The sequence below is a fragment of the Pseudarthrobacter sp. RHLT1-30-1 genome, from assembly GCF_059383415.1.
This window is the reverse complement of sequence record NZ_JBWZCG010000010.1, coordinates 87,327-110,436: the sequence shown is the minus strand read 5'-3', so window position 1 is coordinate 110,436 and position 23,110 is coordinate 87,327. Positions and strand designations below refer to the sequence as shown.

The 23,110-nt window shown below is 67.2% G+C and carries 20 protein-coding genes; 7 read left to right on the top strand and 13 right to left on the bottom strand.

The window, feature by feature from the left end:
- Positions 1-36: 36 nt before the first annotated feature.
- From AC50YM_RS09575 to rimP, 3 genes are all read right to left on the bottom strand, one after another.
- A complete protein-coding gene (locus AC50YM_RS09575; RefSeq protein ID WP_494956737.1) occupies positions 37-369 on the bottom strand; it encodes a YlxR family protein in 333 nt (110 codons plus the stop codon).
- Positions 370-631: 262 nt separating this feature from the next.
- A complete protein-coding gene (nusA, locus tag AC50YM_RS09570) occupies positions 632-1,612 on the bottom strand; it encodes a transcription termination factor NusA (protein WP_494956711.1) in 981 nt (326 codons plus the stop codon).
- Positions 1,612-2,229 carry a ribosome maturation factor RimP gene (rimP, locus tag AC50YM_RS09565; protein ID WP_494956710.1) on the bottom strand — a complete coding sequence of 206 codons (618 nt, stop codon included), beginning with the start codon at positions 2,227-2,229 and terminating at the stop codon, positions 1,612-1,614. The genes nusA and rimP overlap by 1 nt, the downstream gene beginning before the upstream one ends.
- Positions 2,230-2,316: 87 nt before the next feature.
- Between rimP and AC50YM_RS09560 the strand changes: the two genes are divergently transcribed.
- The 3 genes from AC50YM_RS09560 to AC50YM_RS09550 all read left to right on the top strand — a co-directional run bounded on the left by AC50YM_RS09560 (position 2,317) and on the right by AC50YM_RS09550 (position 6,138).
- Positions 2,317-3,510 (top strand): DUF4439 domain-containing protein, encoded by a 1,194-nt coding sequence (locus AC50YM_RS09560; protein ID WP_494956709.1) that lies wholly within the window; start codon positions 2,317-2,319, stop codon positions 3,508-3,510.
- Positions 3,511-4,100: 590 nt separating this feature from the next.
- Complete coding sequence (locus AC50YM_RS09555; protein ID WP_494956708.1) at positions 4,101-4,832, top strand: VIT1/CCC1 transporter family protein; 732 nt, start codon at positions 4,101-4,103, stop codon at positions 4,830-4,832.
- Positions 4,833-5,052: 220 nt separating this feature from the next.
- A complete protein-coding gene (locus AC50YM_RS09550) occupies positions 5,053-6,138 on the top strand; it encodes an aminoglycoside phosphotransferase family protein (RefSeq protein ID WP_494956707.1) in 1,086 nt (361 codons plus the stop codon).
- A 30-nt stretch (positions 6,139-6,168) separates the two neighbouring features.
- Here the strand turns inward: AC50YM_RS09550 and AC50YM_RS09545 are convergent, their stop codons facing one another.
- The 10 genes from AC50YM_RS09545 to dxr form a co-directional block, all read right to left on the bottom strand.
- Positions 6,169-7,677, bottom strand: coding sequence for a pyridoxal phosphate-dependent decarboxylase family protein (locus AC50YM_RS09545; protein WP_494956706.1), 1,509 nt, complete (start codon positions 7,675-7,677; stop codon positions 6,169-6,171).
- A gap of 50 nt (positions 7,678-7,727) precedes the next feature.
- The gene (locus tag AC50YM_RS09540) at positions 7,728-8,519 is read right to left on the bottom strand and encodes a sulfite exporter TauE/SafE family protein (protein ID WP_494956705.1); all 792 of its coding nucleotides are present in this window, start codon (positions 8,517-8,519) and stop codon (positions 7,728-7,730) included.
- A gap of 18 nt (positions 8,520-8,537) precedes the next feature.
- On the bottom strand, positions 8,538-10,349 hold the full coding sequence (locus AC50YM_RS09535; protein WP_494956704.1) for a proline--tRNA ligase: 1,812 nt from the start codon (positions 10,347-10,349) through the stop codon (positions 8,538-8,540).
- Positions 10,350-10,742: 393 nt separating this feature from the next.
- Positions 10,743-11,630, bottom strand: coding sequence for a GNAT family N-acetyltransferase (locus AC50YM_RS09530; RefSeq protein ID WP_494956736.1), 888 nt, complete (start codon positions 11,628-11,630; stop codon positions 10,743-10,745).
- Positions 11,593-12,759, bottom strand: a complete 1,167-nt coding sequence (ispG, locus tag AC50YM_RS09525) for a flavodoxin-dependent (E)-4-hydroxy-3-methylbut-2-enyl-diphosphate synthase (protein WP_069951145.1) — start codon at positions 12,757-12,759, stop codon at positions 11,593-11,595. The genes AC50YM_RS09530 and ispG overlap by 38 nt, the downstream gene beginning before the upstream one ends.
- 39 nt (positions 12,760-12,798) lie before the next feature.
- Complete coding sequence (locus AC50YM_RS09520; protein WP_494890256.1) at positions 12,799-13,092, bottom strand: YciI family protein; 294 nt, start codon at positions 13,090-13,092, stop codon at positions 12,799-12,801.
- Positions 13,093-13,194: 102 nt separating this feature from the next.
- Positions 13,195-13,767: a hypothetical protein gene (locus tag AC50YM_RS09515; protein ID WP_494956703.1), complete on the bottom strand. Its 573-nt coding sequence runs from the start codon at positions 13,765-13,767 to the stop codon at positions 13,195-13,197.
- Positions 13,764-14,540 (bottom strand): MarR family transcriptional regulator, encoded by a 777-nt coding sequence (locus AC50YM_RS09510; protein WP_494956702.1) that lies wholly within the window; start codon positions 14,538-14,540, stop codon positions 13,764-13,766. Before AC50YM_RS09510 ends, AC50YM_RS09515 begins: the two co-directional genes overlap by 4 nt.
- Before the next feature lie 308 nt (positions 14,541-14,848).
- The gene (locus tag AC50YM_RS09505) at positions 14,849-16,180 is read right to left on the bottom strand and encodes a M50 family metallopeptidase (protein ID WP_494956701.1); all 1,332 of its coding nucleotides are present in this window, start codon (positions 16,178-16,180) and stop codon (positions 14,849-14,851) included.
- An 18-nt stretch (positions 16,181-16,198) separates the two neighbouring features.
- Positions 16,199-17,383: a 1-deoxy-D-xylulose-5-phosphate reductoisomerase gene (gene dxr / locus AC50YM_RS09500; protein ID WP_494956700.1), complete on the bottom strand. Its 1,185-nt coding sequence runs from the start codon at positions 17,381-17,383 to the stop codon at positions 16,199-16,201.
- A gap of 136 nt (positions 17,384-17,519) precedes the next feature.
- On the opposite strand from dxr, the gene AC50YM_RS09495 reads away from it, so the two are divergent.
- The 4 genes from AC50YM_RS09495 (at position 17,520) to AC50YM_RS09480 (ending at position 23,006) form a co-directional block, all read left to right on the top strand.
- Positions 17,520-18,368 carry a protein NO VEIN domain-containing protein gene (locus tag AC50YM_RS09495; protein WP_494956699.1) on the top strand — a complete coding sequence of 283 codons (849 nt, stop codon included), beginning with the start codon at positions 17,520-17,522 and terminating at the stop codon, positions 18,366-18,368.
- A gap of 75 nt (positions 18,369-18,443) precedes the next feature.
- Positions 18,444-20,147, top strand: a complete 1,704-nt coding sequence (locus AC50YM_RS09490; RefSeq protein ID WP_494956698.1) for an SNIPE associated domain-containing protein — start codon at positions 18,444-18,446, stop codon at positions 20,145-20,147.
- 338 nt (positions 20,148-20,485) lie between these two features.
- A complete protein-coding gene (locus tag AC50YM_RS09485) occupies positions 20,486-21,436 on the top strand; it encodes a DUF2510 domain-containing protein (protein ID WP_494956697.1) in 951 nt (316 codons plus the stop codon).
- An 82-nt stretch (positions 21,437-21,518) separates the two neighbouring features.
- Complete coding sequence (locus tag AC50YM_RS09480; RefSeq protein WP_494956696.1) at positions 21,519-23,006, top strand: lipase maturation factor family protein; 1,488 nt, start codon at positions 21,519-21,521, stop codon at positions 23,004-23,006.
- Positions 23,007-23,110: the final 104 nt, after the last annotated feature.

The window sequence follows — 23,110 nt, the reverse complement described above, 5'->3', positions numbered from 1 at the left end:
TTGCGCACTCATCGCTGGGAACTCATCGGGTTTCCATCAGTTTTCTGACCCGCTTTCAGGTTGGACGGTTGTTGCTGCGGCCACCGGGGTGTCCACGGCTTGCGTGCCTGCCATGATCCGGCGTTCGACGTCGGCTGTTACGGTAGCGCCGTTAAGGGCACGTCCGAACGCCCGACGTTTGACCGCCAGTGCCAGGCACTTTTCGCTGGGGTGCAGCCATGCACCCCGGCCAGCCATCCGGCGTCGTTCATCCAGGACGACGGCGGAAGAACCGCTGCCGTCGGCGACGAGCCGCAAGAGCTGTGACCGCGGACCCTTTTTCCGGCATCCGATGCAGGTACGCTGCGGTTGATCCTCGAGGTGTTGCACGTGTGCCACTTACGAGTATCTTCCTGCCAGTTCATATCTGCCGGCCCCGGCCGTCCGGAACCAGCCTGGCCAAGGGGTTGTGGACAACACCTTCGCCGGACTTACACCGGACACGTTGGAACACGCGGATACCGGCCGTTAGGCGCGGTCATGTCTATTCTAGCCCCTTCGTCGCCCGGGCCCCGAACTTGCGGGGACACGGACGACGAGGGCCAGGTCTGAACGGCGGCCGCCTGAGGTCCGGGGCCGAGGCGTTGAACGCCTATTTGTCGCGGCTGACCGCGGCATCCGAGACGATGTCGATCCGCCAGCCGGTGAGCTTCGCGGCGAGGCGGGCGTTCTGGCCCTCCTTGCCGATCGCGAGCGAGAGCTGGTAGTCCGGCACGACCACGCGGGCCGAGCGGGTTGCCTCGTCCGTGATGGTGACCGAATTCACCCGGGACGGGGACAGCGCACTGGCGATGAAGGTCGCCGGGTCGTCGCTGTAGTCGACGATGTCGATCTTCTCGTCGTTGAGTTCGTTCATGACCGCACGGACGCGTGATCCCATTTCACCGATGCAGGCACCCTTGGCATTGATGCCGGCGTGGTTGGCCTTGACGGCCATCTTGGTGCGGTGACCGGCTTCGCGGGCCAGGGCGACGATTTCCACGGAGCGGTCCGCGATTTCCGGAACTTCCATTTCGAAGAGTTTCCGCACGAGGCCCGGGTGCGACCGGGACAGCGTGATGGAGGGACCCTTGGTGCCGCGGTGCACGTCGATCACGAAGGCGCGCAGACGGTTGCCGTGGGTGTACTTCTCCCCCGGCACCTGCTCGGGCGGCGGCAGCAGCGCCTCCACCGTGCCCAGGTTGACCTGGATCATGTGCGGGTTGTTGCCCTGCTGGATGGTTCCGGCCACCAGCTCGCCCTCGCGGCCCTTGAACTCGCCGAGGACGTTGTCGTCCTCAACATCGCGCAGGCGCTGCAGGATGATCTGCCGTGCGGTGCTGGCGGCGATCCGGCCAAAACCTGCCGGGGTGTCTTCGAATTCACCGATGGGGGCGCCGTCGTCGTCGATCTCCGTGGCCCAGATGGTCACGTGCCCGCTCTTGCGGTCCAGCTCGGCACGGGCCTTTTCGAAGGCTCCGGGCGTCTTGTGGTAGGCCACCAGGAGGGCCTGTTCGATCGTCGGAATCAGGAGATCCAGGGGGATTTCACGCTCACGCTCCAGGAGTCTCAGTGCGCTCATGTCAATATCCATTAGGCCTCCTCAGAAGGTCCATTGTTTGCGTTCTCCAGGCCTGCCTCTTCGAGGTGGCTGAACTCGATCTCGACTTTTCCGCTGCGGATCCTGTCGAAAGGAAGTTTGATGGGCTCGCCCTGCTTGGGCTTCATGCCCTTCTTGACGGCGATCTCGGGGATCAGGGTGACGCCGCCGTCGTCGACGGACTGGACCCGGCCGGTGACGTTCTCGCCCTGTAGGACATTGACCTTGACCATCCGGCCGCGGGCGCGGTGCCAGTGCCGCTCGTCGGTGAGGGGACGCGCGACGCCGGGCGAGGAAACCTCAAGCTCGTAGGGCCGTGCGTCGGTGCTGGGATCGTTGTCGAGAATGTCGGAGAGGGACTTGGAAATCTCCGCGATGACGTCGAGGCCGACGCCGCCCGTTTCCTCCTGCGGCAGGTCCACCACCACGTGGACCACCCGGTTGGCGCCGGCGACGTGAATGGAGACGTCCTCCAGGAACAGCCGGTTTGCCAGGACTTCGGGCTCCAGGAGGGCATACAGCCGCTCGGCCTCGAAGTTTTGGGCGGGTGCGGCTTCAGCCTTCCCCGTTCCGGTCCGGTCTGTTGAAGTCGTGGCTTCTGCGTTGGTCATGATGCCGGCCGCCTCCCGCTAGATGATGTTGTGTGTACTAGCCTAGCGATTTTCCGGGCACCGTGGTGCACCGAGTTCCCGGCCGGCATGACAACATGGTCTGTTGTGAATGACGACACCAGGGAAAAGCGGCGGCGCGGGCTCGTTCCCCGCATCGCACTGCTGGCCTGCCTCGCCCTCGTGGTCATCAGCCTCGGCGTTGCGCTGGGCCCTGGAAGCCCCCAAGAACCCGCCGAACCGCCCTTTTCCGAACAGGCGAGGACCGCCGCACTGACTGAGACCCTGCGGCTGCGCGCGGCCGGCGAGCAGCTCGGCCAGGTAACCGCCGGCGATAGTCAGGCCGCCGTGGCGCACACTGTGAGTTTGCTGACAAGCCATGCTCGGGCCCTCCTGGTGCCGGGCCAGGACCAAGTGGCGTTGGTTCCTCCGCCGGGTCCGGCCGCACCTTCTGTTGCCTCCTCGCCGGCTGTTTCTTCTGTTGCGCCGGCCACTGCCTCTGCGTCCGCCGCCAGTGCGCCTGCCGCTGCTCCCCTGCCTGCCTCGGCGGCCGCCCTGGCCACCGAGCTGGCGGCCAGCGCCTCGCAGCGGCTGGCCGATGCTGCCGTGGCCGACGGCGGCATGGCACGGCTGCTTGCGGCCGTCGGGACCGCCCAGCTACTTGAGGCGTCCACCCTCGCCGCGGCTGTCGGGGCGCCGGCCCCTGCGGTGCCCGACCCGGTCGCGCCCGAGGTTTTCGACGCCTGCCCGACGCCGTCGGTATCACCGTCCGCCGCCGCTGGGGGTGCCGCGGCGGGCCCTGACACTCCGCCGGGTACCCCGGCCGCATCCGGGCCTGCGTCACTGCCCGGTGCGCTGGCGGCGACCGTGGAGAGTGAACTCGAGACCGTCTACGGCTACCAGGTGGCACTGACCCGGCTCGGCGGCGCGGCAGGTCCGGCGCCGAAACTGCTGGCCCGGCACGAGGCACTCGCCGCCGCGGCCGAAGCGCTGAGCAGGATGCACTGCGCCGAGGTGCCACTGCGGGAAGCCGGGTATACCCTCGACCAGAAGTTCCTCGCCGCACCTGCCGCTGGTCTGGGAGCCCTGGAGGCTTCGGCCCTTCCTGTGTACGGCGACCTGGTGGCCCTGAGCGAAGGCGAGACCCGTCAATGGGCGATCTCAGGTCTCGTTGAAGCCGCGCGCCGGACAGCACTTTGGGGGGCCGACGCCGGCGCCCTTCCCGGGCTGGCGGCTGACCTTGACCAGTTGCCCGAGCTGCCTGGACCCAGCCCGAGTCCGTAGCTTGACTCCTGGTTCCTGGCCTTTGGCTCTGGCTGCCGACTTCCGGGCTGGCTGCCGCCATCTGGCCCCACTTTCGCGCGGCCACTCCCTGCGTTGGTCCTTGCTTCGACAGAGCGGGGCAACTTTGGGAACCGTCCACCCCGAATTCCGCCTGGAACTCCGCGCGCCCCGCGTCAAAGTGCCCCCACCGCGCCGCCCTTCGGTGGTCGGGCACCGGGACCACCCAGTTGACGGAGTCCGGCGGCGGGCCGGCGGCAGGCTGTGCGGCGGCTGGCAGCGGGACGTTGTGGCAGCGCGGCAGGACGGCACCGGACCGGGTCCCCGTCGCGGAGCCGGCACACAGGGGACCGGCCCCTGGAGCGGCCGACCGAACGGGGCAACTTTGGGGACCGTCCACCCCGAATTCCGCCCGGAAGCAGGCGTTACGCGTGTCAAAGTGCCCCCGTTGCGCCGACAAGGGGTCCGCAGCGGCACAAAGGCACCGCCAAAGGAACTTCCGGGCCTGGAAAACCCCGTCGCGGCGGGAAAGCCGCGGCTTACTTAGGCTCGTAATACTGGTGACACGGCGGCGGCGGTGATTTGCTGTAGCAATGGACAGTCAAGCCGCACCCACCCAGCATGATAATGAGCCCCACCACAACGACATTGCGCACCGCCTGAACTGGCTCCGCGCGGGCGTGCTGGGGGCCAATGACGGCATCGTCTCCGTCGCAGCCATTGTGGTCGGCGTCGCGGGTGTCACCACGGACTCCGGCCCCATCCTCATCGCCGGCACCGCCGGTGTCGTGGGTGGCGCAATCTCGATGGCCCTGGGCGAATACGTCTCGGTCAGCAGTCAGAAGGACAGCCAGCAGGCCCTGATCGAGAAGGAACGCCGGGAACTGGAAGAACAGCCCGAGGAAGAACTCGAGGAGCTCGCGGCCATCTACCAGGGCAAGGGCCTCAGCGCCGACACCGCCCGCACGGTGGCCAAGGAACTCACTGCTCACGATGCGCTTGGCGCCCACCTTTCCGCCGAACTGCACATCGACGAGACAGACATTGTCAGCCCCTGGCACGCCGCGTTCGCCTCCGCCGCGGCGTTCCTGGTCGGCGCCATCCTGCCGATGCTTGCCATCCTGCTGCCGCCGGAGAACATCCGGGTTCCATTGACGTTCGTGGCGGTACTGGTGGCGCTCGCCTTGACCGGGGCGATCGGCGCGTGGATCGGCGGCGGCGGGAAAATGAAGGCGGCCATTCGCGTGGTGATCGGCGGCGCTGCGGCCCTCATCGCGACCTTCCTGATCGGCAGCTGGCTCGGCGCCAGCGGCATCACTGCCTGACAGGCCTGGTCCGGCCGAGAGCGGGCCGTCTCCCTCGCCGGACCGGTTGGCGGCGCAGGCTCGGCGCAACTCCTGGGCCAGCATTACGATGATGCCTCGGGTTCCCTGACGTAGCAGAGGCGGTAGGCGTCCTCGTAGCGCACGACGTCCCCCAAGAGCGGATAACGACTCTGAGGTCCTCGACCACTGCCGGGCGCCGGGAGCAACTACGCTGGTTCCGATGAGCCAGTCCACGGATGTCCCGATCCCGCCCGACCTCGGCCGCCGTTACGGCGGCAGCGCGGCCGGCCGCGACTGGCTGGCGTCGCTCCCCCAGCTGATCCGGCACAGCCTGGACCAGTGGCAGCTCGAGGTTGACCTCGCGCCAGGCGCGCTGCCGGCGAACGGCTACGGGGCCATTGTGGTCCCAGTCCGCCGCCGCGCCGGTGGTGACCCGGCTGCGGACACTGCCGCGGCCCCTGCTTCGGCCGCGGCTGCCGTCCTGAAGATCGCCTACCCGCACGACGAAGCCCACCTCGAATCACACGCCCTCTCCCTCTGGAACGGGAACGGAGCGGTCCGACTCCTGGCCCACGACGCCGGGACCGGTGCGCTTTTGCTGGAACGCCTGAACGCCGCCCGCTCGCTGCAGGACACGCCGATGGACGTGGCAATTCCGGTCTGGGGCGGACTGATTCGCCGGCTGAGCCTGGTCCCGGATGAACGGCCGGAATGGCGGGAGTTCAGCCATGTGGCGGCCCGGGCCGAACAGTGGAGCGACGAGTTGCCCGAGAACTGGGAACAGCTGGGACGACCCTTTCCGCGCTGGCTGCTGGAGGCCGCCCTGGAGGTCTGCCAGACCCGTGGGGCCGTCGGCCGCCGCTCCGGACGGGATGTGCTGGTCCACACCGACCTGCACTACCTGAACCTCCTGGCGAGGCCCAACGGGGATGAACCGGAGGGCAGCGGCCGGGAGCGGGCCGAGGGCTGGGCCGCGATTGATCCGCAGCCCATGATCGGCGAGGCGGAGTTCGCCGTGGCGCCCTTGCTGTGGAACCGGATTTCAGAGCTTCCCGGGGCCGATCCGGAACAGGGCCTGCGGGAACGCTGCCGGGACTTTAGCCTGGCCGCCGGGCTCGTCGCCGAAGTGGCCCGCCAGTGGAGCCTCGCCCGCGAGGTCGAGAACGCCCTCTCGTATGCCTCGAAGCCGTGCCACGACGGCGATCTCGCCCGTTCGCTCTGGGTGGCCAGCACCCTCGCCGGCCGGACATTGCCGGGCCTCCCTGCGCCGCACGAGCTGCCGTCGCCGGGGCTCGAACTCAGCTAGCGCCGGCGTGCGCGTCGCCCCGGGCTCCTATCAGACCGGGCGCCCGCGGACCGCGGCCAGGGCGTCCCGCACAGCAGCGACGGCGACTGCCACGTCGGCGTCGTCGGTGCTCCAGTTGCTGACGGAGATCCGCAGGATGTCGCGGTCCTGCCAGCGCGAACCGGACATCCACGCCCGGCCGTCAGCGATAATCCATGCGGTCACCGCGCGGGTGGTGGCGTCGTCGCCAAAAGCCAGCGAGACCTGCGTGTAGTCGACATCGTTGAGCACTTCGACGCCGTCCAGCGCCGACAGCCTCTCCGCCAGCTCCCGGGCGCGCTGCACCAGCCCGCGGACCTGGGCTTCGACCCCGTCCCGGCCGAGGGATTTCAGCGCCGCCCAGACGGGCACCCCGCGGGCCCGGCGGGACAGTTCGGGAACCTTTTCAAAGGGGTCCGCAGCACCGTCGGCGTCGTGGATCAGGTAGCTGGTGTGCAGCCCCATGGCCGAGCGCAGCGCCTGGGCGTCGCGGACCACCGCGAGGCCGCAGTCGTAGGGGACGTTGAGCGTCTTGTGCGCGTCCGTGCCCCAGGAATCAGCTCCCTGGAGACCGGCCGTCAGGCCCGAGAGCTCGGGGACGGCGGCGGCCCAAAGCCCGAACGCACCGTCCACATGGACCCAGGCTCCGTGCGCTTTTGCGACGGCGATGGCCTCCAGGAAGGGATCGAAGGCCCCGGAATGCAGGTTCCCGGCCTGCAGACAGACCAGCAGCGGGGCCCGGCGTGATCCGCTCCCGCCGGCTGGGGAACCGTCCGGCAGATCACCGGGCGCGCTGTCCTGCCCACCGCCCGACGCGCCGCCCGACGACGCACCACCCGCAGCAGCGACCAGGGCGCGGTCCAGGGCGCAGTCCAGCTCCGCCGGGTCGATGCGGCCCTGCCGGTCCGCGGGAACGACTGTGGGCCTGCCGAGCCCCAGATAGCGCAGGCCGAGGTCGATCGTGTCGTGGCGTTCCTGGCCCACGAAGCACTGGATCCGGGGCGCACCGGAGAGGCCGTCGGCGTCGAGGTCCCAGCCGGCGTTGGCCAACAGGCGCCACCGGGCCGCGGCCAGTCCGGTGAAGTTCGCCATCGTTGCGCCGGTGGTAAAGCCGACGTCGGACTCTGCGGGAAGCCCCAGCAGTTCCAGCAGCCACGCGCCGGCTGCTGCTTCGATGGCCGCCGTTGCGGGTGAGGCCATGCGGAGCACGGCGTTCTGGTCCCACGCGCTCACCAGCCAGTCCGCGGCCAGCGCGGCCGGCAGCGTGCCGCCGATGACCCAGCCGAAGAACCTTCCGGAGGGCACGGCCATCAGCCCGGGTTCGGCCTTCGCGGCAAGGTAGTCCACAACTTCGGCCGCCGGCGTGCCGGTCCGGGGCAGCGGGCCGCCGAAGTCGGCTGCGAGGTCCGCGGCGGTCTTGCGGGGGCCGACGTGGCGCGTTTCCTGGCTCTCCAGCCACTGGCGAGCGTGCCGGGCCGCGGCCGCGAGGGCATCGCCGTACTGCTCTTCTGGTGCTGACATAGCTGCATGCTACGCTCGGGGCCGCCGTCCCGGGAGGGCCGGTGAGGACCCTAGAAGGAGTCCTGCCAGATGTCCGCGCCGAGTTTGATGATCAGCGCCCCGACCACGGTGAGGAACACGATCCGGATGAACTTGTTTCCCTGCTTCACGGCCGTCCGGGCGCCGAGGTAGCCGCCGGCCATGTTCGCCATTCCCAGGACAAGCCCCAGTCCCCACAGCACGGCGCCGTGCGGCGCAAAAAACAGCAGGGCGCCGGCGTTGGTGGCCATGTTCACGATCTTGGCCTTGGCGCTCGCTTCGAGGAACGCGTACCCCATCGCCGAAACGAGCGCGATGATCAGGAAGGACCCGGTGCCCGGGCCGATCAGGCCGTCGTAAAAGCCGATCACCCCGCCGATCAGGCAGGCCAGCACGTAGTGCCGGTGGCCGTTATGCCGGAGCTTTGTCAGCTCGCCGACGTTGGGTCGGAAAGCGGTGAACAGCGCGACGACGACGAGCGCGACCACGATGATGGGTTTGAACACACTCGCCGGGAGGTTCGCCGCGAGCACCGCCCCGCCGAAGCTGCCGGCCAGGGCGATCACCGCCATCGGCAGCGCGGTGCGCAGATCCGGCCGCACCCGGCGGTAGTACGTGACAGCACTGGTAGTCGTGCCGAAGATCGACCCCATCTTGTTCGTCGCCAGCGCCTGCACCGGGCTGATGCCCGGCACCAGCAGCATCGCCGGGAGCTGGATCAGTCCCCCGCCCCCGACGACGGCGTCAACCCAGCCCGCGGCGAAGCCGGCGACGACAATCAGGATCAGGGTGCTGAGCTCGATCGACTCGAGTCCGGAAACCACGCCTGAAGGGGCAGCGCGTTAGTTGCTGCGGACGGCGTCGACCACGTAGTCGACAGCCTTCTCAACGGCGATGTTCTCGGCGACGCCGCTGCGGCGGTCCTTGATCTCGACGACCCCGTCGACCAGGCCGCGCCCGACGGCGAGGATGGTCGGCACACCGACGAGTTCGGCGTCGCCGAACTTCACGCCCGGGGACACCTTGGGCCGGTCGTCATAGATGACGTCCAGTCCGGCGGCTTCCAGTTCGAGGGCCAACTTTTCCGCGGCGGCGAAGATCTCCTCGCCGCGGCCAACGGCCACCACGTGGACGTCGGCCGGAGCGACCGCGCGGGGCCAGATGAGGCCCTTGTCGTCGTGGTTGGATTCGGCCAGGGCCGCGACGGCGCGGGTCACACCGACGCCGTAGGAACCCATCGTGACGACGACCTGCTTGCCGTTCTGATCCAGGACCTTGAGTTCCAGGGCCTCGGCGTACTTCCGTCCGAGCTGGAAGATGTGGCCCATCTCAATGCCGCGCGCGGTTTCCAGCGGGCCGGAGCCGTCGGGGGCCTCGTCACCGGCGCGCACCTCGGTGCACTCGATGACGCCGTCCCAGCCGAAGTCGCGGCCGGCGACCAGGCCGAAGACGTGCTTGCCGGCCTCGTTGGCGCCGGTGACCCAGGCGGAGCCGCTGACGACGCGGGGGTCCACGAGGTAGAGCAGCTTGGCGGCGCCCTCGGTGCCCAGCAGCGGCTCGTCCAGGGACAGGCCCGGACCGAGGTAGCCCTTGACGATGAGGGGCTGCTTCTTGAGGTCCTCCTCGTTGGCGGCCTCGAGGGTGATCTCGCCGGCGATCGGCAGGAAGGATCCGATGTTCGCTTCGACGCGCTTGAGATCGACACCGCGGTCGCCCGGAACGCCGATGACGACGAACTGGCGTTCGCCGGTCGGCAGGGTGACGGCGAGGACGACGTTCTTGAGCGTGTCGGCGGCAGTCCAGGCGCCGCCGTCGGCCTCGCTGCGCGGAACGAGCACATTGGCGGCGTCCACGAGGGTGTCGATGGTCGGGGTATCCGGGGTGTCGCGTACCTCGGCAGCCGGGGCGTTGCTGAAGTCGATGTCCGCGGGGGCCACCGTGGTGACTGCCTCGACGTTGGCCGCGTAGCCGCCGGCGGAACGGACGAAGGTGTCCTCACCGATCTCGGTGGGGTGCAGGAATTCCTCGCTCTTGGACCCGCCCATGGCGCCGGCGGTGGCCGCTACCGGAATGACCTCAAGGCCGAGGCGCGCGAAGATCTTCAGGTACGCGCCGCGGTGCGCGGCGTAGCTGGCGTCCAGGCCGGCGTCGTCGACGTCGAAGGAGTAGGAGTCCTTCATGATGAATTCGCGGCCGCGCAGCAGACCGGCCCGGGGGCGTGCCTCGTCGCGGTACTTGTTCTGGATCTGGTAGATGCTCAGCGGCAGGTCCTTGTACGAGGAGTACAGGTCCTTCACCAGGAGGGTGAACATTTCCTCGTGGGTGGGCGCCAGCAAGTAGTCGTTGCCCTTGCGGTCCTTGAGCCGGAAGATGCCGTCGCCGTACTCGGTCCAGCGGTTGGTGACCTCGTAAGGTTCCTTCGGCAGCAGGGCCGGGAAGTGCACTTCCTGGGCGCCGATGGCAGCCATCTCCTCGCGGATGACGGTCTCCACTTTCCGCAGCACGCTGAGCCCCAGCGGGAGCCAGGTGTAGATGCCCGGGGCGGCCCGGCGGATGTATCCGGCGCGGACCAGGAGCCGGTGGCTGGCCACTTCGGCGTCGGCGGGATCTTCACGCAGGGTGCGCAGGAACAGCTTGGAAAGTCGAAGGACCACTGGGTATCTATCCGTTTCTGGGAAGTTGCAGGCAAAACAGTGAAACCGGAGAACCGGCGCACGCGTCTAGGTACTAATCTACCGCCAGCCCGGACGCGGAAGAGCCACGCCATAACTGACGGAAGCCCCTGGCCGTTGCCGGCTGGTCATCCTGTCATGGCGTGGCTCTGCGGCCCCAGCACCACCAATATCTTGGAAGTGAGTTCCGTTTGTTGCCCCCAAGGGCTTCTGCATCCGCGGCTGCTGCTCCCGTGGAAACACGTGCCCATGCGACACGGTTAGTTCGAACCTATGTGACCCATGACACTAAAACAAGAGCGTCCACCCAGATATTTCTCCGTGCAACAGCTGAAACTGCTGGGGCAGAAGATCGCTGGAGTTAAAAAGTGCGAGTTAGAAAAGAACCGTGGCGAACGTGCCGACCTGGCGGAAGCCCACCCGCTCGTAGGTGGCCCGGGCGCGGGTGTTGAAGTTGTTGACGTAAAGGCTGGTGACCGGGGCCAGGGTTTGGGCCAGGCCGACGACGGCGGCCATGTAGCCGGCGCTGCGGCCCTGGCCGCGGTAGTCCGGGTTCATCCAGACACCCTGGACCTGGGTCACTTCCGGGGTGACCGCGCCCAGCTCGGCCTTGAAAACCACTTCGCCTCCGGGGTTCAGGTGGACCATGGAATGCCCCGCGCGGATCAGGCCCCTGACCCGGCGGCTGTAGTACTCCCGGCCGCCGAGGAAGGGTGAATAGCCCACTTCCTCCTCGAACATCGCCGCGCACGCGGGCAGGATCCGCTCGAAATCCGCCAGCTGGCCGAAGCCCAGCTCTTGATTCGCCGGAACGGCGGGCGGCCCGGAAATCGTCAACAGCGGCTGGTCCCCGCGGACCTCATGGGCGGTCTGGCCATACTGCTCCAGCCCGGCGTACAGGGCCAGGACCGTGTCGGAGGGACCGAAAATCGAGGCATACCGGCGGCCCGAGCGGTGCGCGGCCGCGGCGACCGTGCCGGCAAGCTCCGGGTCCAGCTGAACCGGCACCAGGTTGGCGCCGGCCCAACAGGCACCGAGCAGGGTGCCGCCGTCGAACACGCCGAGGATGCTGGCGCCGCCGGTGGTGGGAGCCGCCGAACCGGCGGTTGCCAGGTGCGACAGGATGAAGACATTGGCGACGGCGTCCTGCCGGGCCAGGTCAATCAGCTGTGGGGTGTCCGAGCCCGCCAGGGTCCGGACTACGACGCCGGGAGCGGCGCCGTCCTTACGAGACGCTAACCACGGGGCTACCCTTGACAGCATCTTCGCCATCGGCCTCCCCCATCTCTTCGGCGATACGCATGGCTTCTTCGATCAGTGTCTCAACAATCTGGTCCTCGGGGACAGTCTTGATGACTTCGCCCCGGACAAAGATCTGGCCCTTGCCGTTGCCCGAGGCGACGCCGAGGTCGGCTTCGCGGGCTTCGCCCGGTCCGTTGACGACGCAGCCCATCACGGCCACCCGCAGCGGGATCTCCATGCCTTCCAGCCCGGCCGTGACCTGCTCGGCCAGCGTGTACACGTCCACCTGGGCGCGGCCGCAGGACGGGCAGGAGACGATCTCGAGCTTGCGCGGGCGCAGGTTCAGCGACTGCAGGATCTGGTTGCCGACCTTGATTTCCTCCACCGGCGGGGCGGAGAGCGACACGCGGATGGTGTCACCGATGCCGCGGGACAGCAGGGCGCCGAAGGCCGTGGCCGACTTGATGGTGCCCTGGAAGGCCGGGCCGGCTTCGGTGACGCCGAGGTGCAGCGGCCAGTCGCCCTGTTCGGCGAGCATTTCGTAAGCGGCGACCATGATGACTGGGTCGTTGTGCTTGACCGAAATCTTGAAGTCGTTGAAGCCGTGCTCTTCGAACAGCGAGGCTTCCCAGACGGCGGACTCCACGAGGGCTTCAGGGGTGGCCTTGCCGTACTTCTTCAGGATGCCGGGTTCCAGCGATCCGGCGTTGATGCCGATCCGGATTGAGGTGCCGTGGTCCTTCGCCGCGCGGGCGATTTCCTTGACCTGGTCATCGAACTTGCGGATGTTGCCGGGGTTCACCCGGACCGCGGCGCAGCCGGCCTCGATCGCGGCGAAGACGTACTTCGGCTGGAAGTGGATGTCCGCGATCACCGGGATCTGGGACTTCCGGGCGATGATCGGCAGGGCCTCGGCGTCGTCCGCGGACGGGCAGGCGACGCGCACAATGTCACAGCCCGAGGCGGTGAGCTCGGCGATCTGCTGCAGGGTGGCGTTGATGTCCGTGGTGGGCGTCGTGGTCATCGACTGCACGCTGATCGGTGAATCGGAGCCAACACCGACCGAGCCCACCTTGATCTGGCGGGTCTTGCGGCGCGGAGCGAGGACGGGTGGCGGTGCTGACGGCATTCCCAGGCTGACCGAGGTCACATGGACTCCTTGTTTCGAAGTAGGTCGGGCGGGAAACGGTTAGGCTGCGTGGCCGGCCAGCAGGCCGGTCAGTGGCGCCCAGGCCGTCGTGCGGGTGCCGGAGATGGCACTGGCCGCGGCGAACGGGTCCTGCTTGAGGACCTCGTTCAGGGCCTGCTCGTCGGCGGCCTTGAAGATCAGCAGGGCGCCGGCGCCGTCACCGTAGGGGCCACTGGCGAGCAGCGTTCCCTCCTCGGCAAGTCCTGCCGTCCAGGCGCGGTGCGCGGGGCGTGCGGCGTCGCGGGCTTCAGAGGACTCGGCGTCGTAAACGTACTCAACAGCAAAAACAGTCATACGGATACACTATCGCCCCGCGGGGCCAGGGACCCATCCGGGCGTTGCAGGGTGGTGGGGGCGCGTGGGGCGCCCGCGGCGGTCAGGTGGCGTCGCGGGGTGTCAGCCAAGGACGAGCACCTTGGCCAGAACGGCGACGCCGGCCGCCCACAACAGGGAGGTGAGGGTGCCGATGATGAACCGCTCCGCGGCGACCGGCGTCTCCTTCAGTTCGGCAAAGCGGCCCAGTCCCTTGATTGCGACCACGTACGCGATGGCGACCGGTTCGCCGGCGAGGATGGCAAGGCAGACCGCCAGGCGTTCCAGGACACCGATGATGGCACCGCCGCGCAGGATCCGGACGCTGCTGACCGCGGCGGCAGCGGAGCCCGGTGCGGAGCCTGCCGCCGATCCCGCGGCCGGCGCGGATCCGCCCGCGGCGGGGGCGGATCCGCCGGCGGCAACGCTGGCCCCGGCGGCGCCCGTCGCTCCGGCGGCGGGTGCACCCGGGGTGGTTTCGGTTGGGGCCGAGGGATCAACCGTGGCGTCCGCGGAGGGGTCATTTGCCGGGTCGGCGCCGGCCGTGGCGTCCTGCCGGTCGTCGATGGTCCGGGCGAGCCGGAAGACCAGGGCCGTCACGGGCCAGCCGGCGAAGCCTGCAGTGAGCAGGGCCAGGGTGATCCAGAGGGCGTTCACCGGTCTCCTTCTGTACTGTCCGCGGGCTTACTGTCCGAGGAGCGGGACGGGCGCTGCGTCGGCGCCGGGTTCCCGACCCCGCCTGCGGGCCCGCCGGCGTCGTGGTTGCCCGTGATAATTCCATGGGCGAAGTCCAGCAGCATTTCCGCCGCGGGCCTCGCGGCCCATTCTTCCTGCCAGGCGGAGCGCAGCAGCGCACGGCTCACCGACTGTTCGGTGATTCCCAGTTCTTGCGCAGCGGCTTTCTGCGTGCCGTGGGTGCCGGAGTGCCCGTGCTGCAGCGGGCGCAGCACATCCACGACCTTCCACTGGGCGGCCGTCCGCTCCTGGACCAGCCGTCCGATCAGGCGCAGCACCGCCTCCGCGTTGGCGCAGGCCCGGGCGCCGGCAGAGCCTGCGGGAGAGGGCGCGGCCGCTCCCCGGCGCAGGCCTCCCGAGACGACGGCAACCGGCACGTGGGCGGTCCCGGATTTTGCCCGCTCCACGGCTGCGCGGGCGGCCACGAAGGCCGGGCCGGATCCTTCCCGCGGGCTGGCAGGCAGCGGGAGATCCACCACACCCACTCCGATTCCCACGTACCAGCGGCCGCTGCGTAGGGCGTGGAGTGCGATGTCCACGACCTCGTCCGCGCGCTCGATGACCCCCTGGACTTCATCGCCCACGGAGCGCTCGAAGCGCCCGGCGGTGGACAGCCCAGCCAGTTCCCCCAGGAGGGCCGGGACACGGTCGACGTCGGCGCTGCTGCCGCGCTGGTCGATAGTCATCACGTACATAACCCCCACCCTACAAGGGCTGATCTTCCATAATCAATCACTTTCAACTGATTACTTGAAATAAGCCATATTAGGCTGAGGTTGGACAAACAGCCGTTTCCGGTTGCCACGGCCGGCGGGCCCGGCGCCGAAGCCGGAACTTCGCGCCCCGGGCTTTCCGAGTTCGCCGGAAAGCTGCCAGATCGCGGTTTGCTTCTAGCGACCTCGAAGCTTTCCGGCGATCCCGAGTTTGCCACCCCGCGGCGGCGGGGGCGTCAACACTGCGCTGGACCTGGCGGGACATTTCCGCAGGCCGGGCGGCCGGGGCGTCAGCCGAAGAGGTTGACCGGCTTGACGATGTCCGCGTAGATCAGCAGGGCGCCCATGCCCATCAGCAGCACCGCCACCACATAGGTCACCGGAAGCAGCTTGGCGATGTCGAACGCGCCGGGGTCCGGGCGGCCGAACAGCTTGGCGATCCTGCGCCGGGCCCCTTCGTACAGCGCGCCGGCCACATGGCCGCCGTCGAGCGGCAACAGCGGGATGAGGTTGAAGACGGCGAGCGCGAAGTTGAGTCCGCCCAGCAGCCCCACCAGGGTGGCCACCCGGGACTGCAGCGGCACTTGCTCCATCGCGGCGACCTCGCCGGCCACCCGCCCCACGCCGACCACGCTGATGGGACCATTGGGGTCGCGGGGCTCCTCGCTGAAGGCTGCCTGCGCCACGCCGGCCACGCGGGCCGGCAGGTTGACGACGACGCCGGCGATCTGCTTGATGTTCTCGCCTGCCATCGGCAGGACGGTCGACGCCGGCTGCGGAACCAGCGCGGTCTGCGCACCGATGCCCAGGAAGCCGACGTCCTGGTACTGCAGGGTGCCGTCGGCGCTCTTGGCCTGGCGGCCGTCCTCGCCCACGACGGGACGCGAGGAGAGGACGGGGGTGACGGTGGTGGTGACCGGGACGCCGTCGCGCTCCACCGTGATGCTGACCTGCCGGTCCGCGGAGGCCCGGATCCACCCGGTGAGTTCGTCCCAGTTGGTCACGGCCTTGCCGTCGAAGGAGGTGATGGCGTCATTGGGCAGCAGTCCGGCCGCGGCGGCGGGGGTGAGCTGGCAGTCAGCGGAGTTCGGGTCCACGGTTTCACCGGCCTTGACCTGGCATTTGGAGACGTCGGCGATGGTGGTGGTCTGGGTGGCGATGCCGAAGCCCATCAGCAGCACGGCCGTCAGCGCGAGCCCGATCAGCATGTTCATGGCCGGGCCGCCGAGCATGATGATGATCTTCTTCCAGACCGGAAGCTTGTAGAAGACCCGGTTCGCGTCGGCGGGGCCGACCTCCTCGTGCGCCATGGAGCGGGCGTCCGTGGCCAGCGACTGGAACATGCCGGTGCTGGAAGTCCGGACGGTGCCGTCCTCCTTGTTCGGCGGGTACATGCCGATCATGGAGACGAAGCCGCCCAGCGGGATGGCCTTGAAACCGTATTCGGTCTCGCCCTTTTTGCGGGACCAGACGGTGGGCCCGAAGCCGATCATGTATTTGGTGACGCGGACCTTGAACAGCTTGGCCGGCAGCAGGTGGCCCACCTCGTGGAGGGCAATGGACACGGCGATGCCGATCGCCACAAAGACGACACCGAGGATAAAGAGGAGGACGGGACTCATGCTTTGATCTGCTGCTTCCTAGACGCTTCTGACGGCTAAACGTTCGTGGGTGCGGGCGCGTGCCCATCTTTCAGCATCCAGCACAGACTCCAGCGTCAGCCCGGAGGATCCTGTGTGTTCGCTGAGGACTGCTTCGATGGTATCGACGATGTCGGTGAACCGGATCCGGCCGGCGTGGAACGCGATCACTGCCTCTTCGTTCGCGGCATTGAACACCGCCGGGTAGGTGCTCCCCTGCTTCGCGGAGTCCTTCGCCAGCCCGACGGCGGGGAAGGCTGCGGTGTCGAGCGGTTCGAAGGTCCAGCTGGTGGCTTTGCTCCAGTCGCAGGGTTGGGCTGCCTGCGCCACGCGGTCCGGCCAGCCCATGCCCAGGGCGATGGGCAGGCGCATGTCCGGCGGCGAGGCCTGGGCGATCGTGGACCCGTCGATGAACTGGACCATCGAGTGCACCACGGACTGCGGGTGGACCACGACGTCGATCCTCTCCAGCGGGATGTCGAAGAGCAGGTGGGCCTCGATCACTTCCAGCCCCTTGTTGACCAGGCTGGCGGAGTTGGTGGTGACCATCAGGCCCATGTCCCAGGTGGGGTGGGCCAGGGCGGCCTGCGGGGATACGTCGTGCAGCTGGTCCCGGGTCATCCCGCGGAAGGGTCCGCCCGAAGCCGTGAGGATCAGCCGGTCCACCTCGGCCGCGGTGCCGGAGCGCAGGCACTGGGCGATGGCGGAGTGTTCGGAGTCGACCGGGACAATCTGCCCTTCGCGGGCCGCGGCCTTGACCAGGGCGCCACCCACAATCAGGGACTCCTTGTTGGCCAGGGCCAGGGTGGCGCCGGATTTGAGCGCGGCGAGGGTGGGCGCCAGGCCGATGGAGCCGGTGATGCCGTTGAGGACGACGTCGGCTTCGATCTCCGCGATCCGGGTGGAGGCGTCCGGCCCGGTGAAGATCTCGGGACGGTAGCCCGTGACGCCGGCGGTGCGGGCGGCGTCGCCGATCAATTCTTGGAGGGCCTTAGCGTCGCCGGATGCGGCGCCGATGGCCTGGGCGCGGGTGTGGACCGCCTGCCGGGCCAGGAGCTCGGGGTTGCCTCCGCCGGCGCTGAGCGCCACGACCTCGAAAAGGCGCGGGGCGCCGTCGACGACGTCAATCGCCTGTGTGCCGATGGAACCGGTGGACCCGAGGAGGACGATCTTGCGCGGCTGCATGATTCCAGTATCCCGCACCGGGTTCTGTGCGCCGCGCGCCGGGGCACGGCCGGCAGACGGCGACAGACGGCAGGGCAGCGAGTGCCCGTTGTTGTAGCCTGGGCCGAAAGCGGGAAATCGAAGACTGGGGGCGGCTTTGGCCGAAAAACTGACGGCGTGGTCGAATGCCGAAGTGGCGGCCACGGTGGAGAGCTATCTGGAGATGCTGCGGCGCGAGGTTTCCGGCAAGCCGTATGTGAAGAGCCAATTCAGGCAAGCGCTCCTGCCGCTGCTCTCGAAACGGTCCGAGTCGGCCATTGAATTCAAACACCAGAACATCTCGGCAGTGCTGATGAAACTGGGGCTCCGACCTATCCGGGGCTATCAGCCCGCGCACAACTACCAGCAGTCGCTGGTCCCGGAAGTGCAGCGTCAGTTGTCCTCCAGCCCGTCGCTGGTCGAGCTCATTCTGGCCGAGGCCCTGCGGGCCCCCGATCTGGCCGTTGATGGGGTTCTGGATTTCACCAGCGCCAGCACGCCGTCCATCATTTTCCCCGAGCATTCGACGACCTCCCCGGCCCGGGTGGCACGCCCCGACTACGCCGCGATTGAAGCTCGAAACCGTGCCCTCGGGCTGGCCGGCGAACTCGCTGTGGCGGATCTGGAGTACCGGCGCCTCGTGAAGGCGGGCAAGAGCAAGCTCGCGGCTCGGATTGACCACGTCAGCCTGACCGATGGAGACGGGCACGGCTTCGATATCTTGTCCTTCGAGGAGACCGGCCAGGAGCGGCTGATCGAGGTGAAGACCACGAGGTCGCGGGCCGAAACGCCGTTCTTCGTCAGCCGCAACGAACTGAAAGTGTCCAGGGACCGCGCCGACGTCTACCATCTGGTCCGCGTATTCAACTTTGGCCAGGTGCCGGGGTGGTTCCCGCTGCGCGGAAGCCTGGACACTAGCTGCGTCCTGGAGCCGAACGATTTCATGGCGCTGCCCCGGCCGGCTTAGATCAACGCACCGGCGTGGCATTGCGGCTCGCGACTCCCGCGAGAAGTTGTCAGTGCGTTGTTATATGGTCGGTGAATGCCGCACTCAATCTTGGCCAAGGGTGGAAATTCGACTCTGCCGACACGCAACGGCGAAAGACTGTCGGTCGATCTCCAATGGCAGTCTTCCAGTTCGAATTCTGATGTGGACCTGTTCCTGATCATGGTCGATTCTGACGGAAAAGTTCCTTCTAACGATGCACTCGTTTTCTACAATCAGCCGCAGTATCTCGACGGGGCAGTTGAATACATCGGCAGGAAATCCGCACGAACCGGCATCCAGGAACACTCAGCCACCATTTCGCTGTCCCGAATCCCTGAAATTGTCCAGCGAATCGCGATAGCAGCCAGCCTGGATTCTTCGGATCAGGTCCTTGGCCAACTGGGAGACCTGCGTCTGATAATCAAATCACCGTCAGGAGTGTCCGTCGAAGTCCCCGCCTCAGACCTGTCCCGTGAAAACGTGGCTGTAATGGGCGAGATCTACCGCAGAAACGGTGATTGGAAGGTCCGCAGCGTATCGCAGGGGTGGACTGGTGGTCTCGAATCATTCCTCGGTGAACACGGTGTGTCCCTGGGCGGGGAGGCTCCGCCCGACCCCACGCCGGGACACTTGCCCGCGGCTCCCGACCAGCACCGCATCAAGGAACTTCACGATCTGGAGCACCGGATCCGGGAAAAAGAAGCGGTGCTCAGGGAGCTTGAATCAATGATTGTCGAGACACGGGAGATCAAGCTGTTTCAGGATCTCGGCATCTACGAGTTTGCGCATCCGCTGGACGACGCAATCCAGTACAGGGAGCGCCTCGACCTGTTGCGCACCAAGGTTAAAGAAACGGCGAAGGAGCGTGGCGTGACCGGGGCCGCCAACTGGGCAGTGAACGGCAGCCTGCAGGATGGCGCCCGGATGGTCCGAGAACAATGCCGGCTCATGCTCCGCGCGTACAACGCAGAAGCCGACAATTGCATCCGGACGGTCCGCAGCCACAACCTTGAGCCGACCATCTCAAGGCTGACACGGGCCAAGGACTCGATTCAGAAACTTGGTCGAAGCATGGCCATTCAGATCACGGATGAATTCCACGAACTCCGTCTCGCTGAAATCCGGCTCACCGCGGACCATCACTTGAAGGTCGCTGAAGAGCGGGAGACCCAGAGGGCACTTCGCGAGGATCTCCGTGAGCAGGAAAAAGTTGAACGTGAGCTCCAAAAAGCCCGGGAAAAATTCGAGAAGGAACGCGATCAATACGAAGCGGCTCTGCAGATAGCGATTAACAGCGGGGACGCCTCGGCCATCGCCACAATGCAGGCTCGGCTCGAACAAGCCGAACTCAACCTTCGCGACATCGAAAACCGGGAAGCCAACGCCAGGGCCGGCTACGTCTATGTCATTTCGAATCTCGGGGCATTCGGCGACCAGATCGTGAAAATTGGCATGACGCGGCGCCTTGAACCAACGGAGCGAATCCGTGAACTAAGCGGCGCGGGAGTCCCGTTCCTTTACGACGTTCATGTCCTCTTCTTTAGTGACGACGCCGCCGGTTTGGAGGGGCAATTGCACCGGGAATTCGAAGAACGGCGCGTCAACCGGGTCAACCTACGCAGGGAGTTTTTCTACGCCACCCCTCACGAGGTGCGTGAAGCCGTGCGAAGAATTGTTGGAGCAACAACACTCGAATTCAGGGAAGAAGCCGAAGCGTCCGAGTTCCGGCGCAGTATGTCGATGTCCAAGGGGGAATAGTGGGTTTCAAGAAAAGCACATCGTTCAAGGTGATGCCGGGGGTGCGTGTACGGGTCTCCACCGGCGGAGTAAGCACCTATGTGGGTGGACGCAAGGTTGCAGCGAGAAAGGCCCCGGCCTCGTCCAGGCCTGCGCCGGTCAGGACGCCGGCCCCGGCAATGGCGCCGGCCCGTCCAGGGATGTTTGCGCCGAAGGAGGAAAAGGCCCTTTTCACCTTTGTCTCCCAGCCTGAGGCCCTGAGCCTCGATGAGGCCGTACTGGCACACCCGCAATACGCAAAGCTGGGAAACGTTCTGCTCGGTCTGCGGCACCTCATCCACGGACGGACGGACCGGGCAGTGGACTACCTCCGGGCTGCGCTCTCCCTTGGCGGAGGGTTAGAATCGCACGCGTTCACGCAAAAGTATCTCGCTGGCTACCGGCTGACGCTCGGCATCGCTGGCGGCGTCGCCGTCGAGTTGCCCCTCTCGCACGATGCCACGACCCTGGCGCTTGCCGAAGGCCTGCAGATCCAGGGCCAGACGCAAGCGGCTGTGTACTACGTCGAGGCCTTGGACCCGAGCCATCCTGCATTGTTGAGTCTTGCTGACCTTTACATCGACCTGCAGGACTGGGACGAGGTTCTCCGGCTTACGAACGGCGTTGGCATTGATTCCGAAATCACTGCCATGCTGGCCATCTTCCGGGCCAAGTCACATCTGGCACTCGGTGAACTCGTCGCTGCCAAGGAATGCATCAAGTCGCTGACGACGGGCAAGAAGTATGGGACAGGCGTGCGGTTTCAGGCTTTGGCTCTCCGTTCCGAGATCAGCCTCGCCGAGGGAGCGTTCGCGCGCGCAACGGCAGACCTTGAGAAAATCCTCGCGGAAGACGCCAGCGTCCCCGGTCTCCGGGAGGCCCTGACCCGGATCCTGCACCGGCAACAGGAAGTTGAACAAGAGAAGTCCGACGCGGCCCGGGAGAAAGTACGCGCTGCGGAACTGAAGCGCGAGCAAGCCGAGCGCGCCAAGGAAGAGAAGCGCGCCGAGGCGGAAAGAGTCCGGGCAGAAAAAGCGGCCGAACGGGAGCGGCTGCTGGCCCACCGGACGGCCCCGAAGCCGGCCCTGCAGGCGGCCGTGATCGATCTTTCTTTCGATGAAGACACGCTGCCCTCCGCCAGCGAGCCAGCATCAGCCCAGTCCAGAGCCGGGGCACTTCTGCCCGGTTTTTACCCGGACCCGGAGGAAGTGGCTCCTTTCCGTTACTGGGACGGGTCAGCGTGGACGTCAAGAATCAGAATGAAACCGTAAGCGCACCCCGCCCGTTGGTGGCAGCAACCCAGCCTGTCCGCCGCTTATTGACGCCCCGGCCCGCGGGCGTAACGTGGGGAACGTGGAGTGGACGGCCTGGTTTGACGCGCCGGAGTACGAGTTCGCCCGGCAGGTGCTGCAGCGCGGCATCGCCACGATGTACTTCGTGGCCTTCCTTTCGTCACTAAACCAGTTCCCGGCCCTGCTCGGCGAGCGCGGGTTGTTGCCGGTGCCGGATTTTCTGGCACGCTCCGGCCGGTTCCGCAAGCCCACCCTGTTCAGCTGGCGCTACTCGGACCGGTTGTTCCGGGCCGTCTGTTGGGCCGGGATGGGAATTGCGGCGACCATCGTTGCGGGCCTTCCGCAGCTTGGCCCGCCGTGGGTACCCCTGCTGGCGTTTCTGGCGCTGTGGTTGCTGTACATGTCGATCGTCAATGTGGGGCAAACCTTCTACGGCTTCGGCTGGGAGATGCTGTTGCTCGAGGCCGGGTTCATTGTGGCCTTCCTCGGTTCCGACCAGACTCCCCCGCCGCGGACCATCCTGATCCTGCTGGCCTGGCTGGTGTTCCGCCTGGAGTTTGGCGCCGGCATGATCAAGATCCGCGGCGGCCGGGAGTGGCGTGACCTGACAGCCCTGTACTACCACCACGAGACCCAGCCGATGCCCGGGCCGCTTAGCCGGCAGGCGCACCTGCTGCCGAAGGCGTGGCACCGGATGGAAGTCCTGGGCAACCACTTCGCCCAACTCGTGGTTCCGTTCTTCCTGTTCGCCCCGCAGCCGTTGGCCAGTGCGGCCGCGGGGATCATCATCTTCACGCAGCTCTGGCTGGTAGCGACCGGGAACTTCGCCTGGCTGAACTGGATGGCGATCCTGCTCGCCTTCGCCGCCGTCAGTGACCCGATGGCACACGCCGTCATTCCGGCCATCCCGCTCGACTGGCACCCGGCCCTCGCAGGCACAGGGGCCGGCGCCGCAGGTGCCGCGGCGGGCAGCCAGGCGCCGGTGGCGTGGCTCGTGGTGGTACTGCTCGCCACGGTGCTGCTCATGGTGCTCAGCTACCGGCCGATCGCGAATCTGTTCTCCCACTACCAGCTCATGAACGCCGGCTTCAACCGCTGGCAGCTGGGGAACACCTACGGCGCGTTCGGCACGGTCACCAAGCAGCGGATCGAAATCGCAGTCGAAGGAACCCTCGACTCCGATCCCGATGACTCTGCTGACTGGCGCGAATACGGCTTCCGCGGCAAACCCGGCGACGTCCGCCGGATCCCGCGGCAGTGGGCGCCCTACCACCTGCGCCTGGACTGGCTGATGTGGTTCCTGCCGCTGCGCACCGTGCACGAGCAATGGTTCTACGCCTTCCTGGCCAAGCTGCTGGAGGCCGACCGCCCTACCCTGCGCCTGCTGCGGTATGACCCCTTCGACGGCGCCCGGCCGCACTGGGTGCGGGCCCGCAGCTATTTCTACCGGTTCGCGACCCGGGCGGAGTTCCGTGCCACGGGCCAGCGCTGGACCCGGATCCCGCTGCACGAGTCCATCCCGCCACTGTCCCTGCCGCCCGGCGACTGAGATGCCAGTCCCGGTGTCCGGGGCACTGTCCGGGCAGCCGTATGAACGAAAATGGCCGGAATGGCAAACACCATTCCGGCCATTTATGCCAACGGGCCGTCGAA

Bases quoted from the DNA above. Each gene is read 5' to 3' on its own strand.
- nusA (WP_494956711.1), bottom strand. From the start codon at position 1,612: ATGGATATTGACATGAGCGCACTGAGACTCCTGGAGCGTGAGCGTGAA.
- rimP (WP_494956710.1), bottom strand. From the start codon at position 2,229: ATGACCAACGCAGAAGCCACGACTTCAACAGACCGGACCGGAACGGGG.
- AC50YM_RS09560 (WP_494956709.1), top strand. From the start codon at position 2,317: ATGACAACATGGTCTGTTGTGAATGACGACACCAGGGAAAAGCGGCGG.
- AC50YM_RS09555 (WP_494956708.1), top strand. From the start codon at position 4,101: ATGGACAGTCAAGCCGCACCCACCCAGCATGATAATGAGCCCCACCAC.
- AC50YM_RS09550 (WP_494956707.1), top strand. From the start codon at position 5,053: ATGAGCCAGTCCACGGATGTCCCGATCCCGCCCGACCTCGGCCGCCGT.
- AC50YM_RS09545 (WP_494956706.1), bottom strand. From the start codon at position 7,677: ATGTCAGCACCAGAAGAGCAGTACGGCGATGCCCTCGCGGCCGCGGCC.
- AC50YM_RS09530 (WP_494956736.1), bottom strand. From the start codon at position 11,630: ATGCTGTCAAGGGTAGCCCCGTGGTTAGCGTCTCGTAAGGACGGCGCC.
- AC50YM_RS09520 (WP_494890256.1), bottom strand. From the start codon at position 13,092: ATGACTGTTTTTGCTGTTGAGTACGTTTACGACGCCGAGTCCTCTGAA.
- AC50YM_RS09510 (WP_494956702.1), bottom strand. From the start codon at position 14,540: ATGTACGTGATGACTATCGACCAGCGCGGCAGCAGCGCCGACGTCGAC.
- AC50YM_RS09505 (WP_494956701.1), bottom strand. From the start codon at position 16,180: ATGAGTCCCGTCCTCCTCTTTATCCTCGGTGTCGTCTTTGTGGCGATC.
- dxr (WP_494956700.1), bottom strand. From the start codon at position 17,383: ATGCAGCCGCGCAAGATCGTCCTCCTCGGGTCCACCGGTTCCATCGGC.
- AC50YM_RS09490 (WP_494956698.1), top strand. From the start codon at position 18,444: ATGCCGCACTCAATCTTGGCCAAGGGTGGAAATTCGACTCTGCCGACA.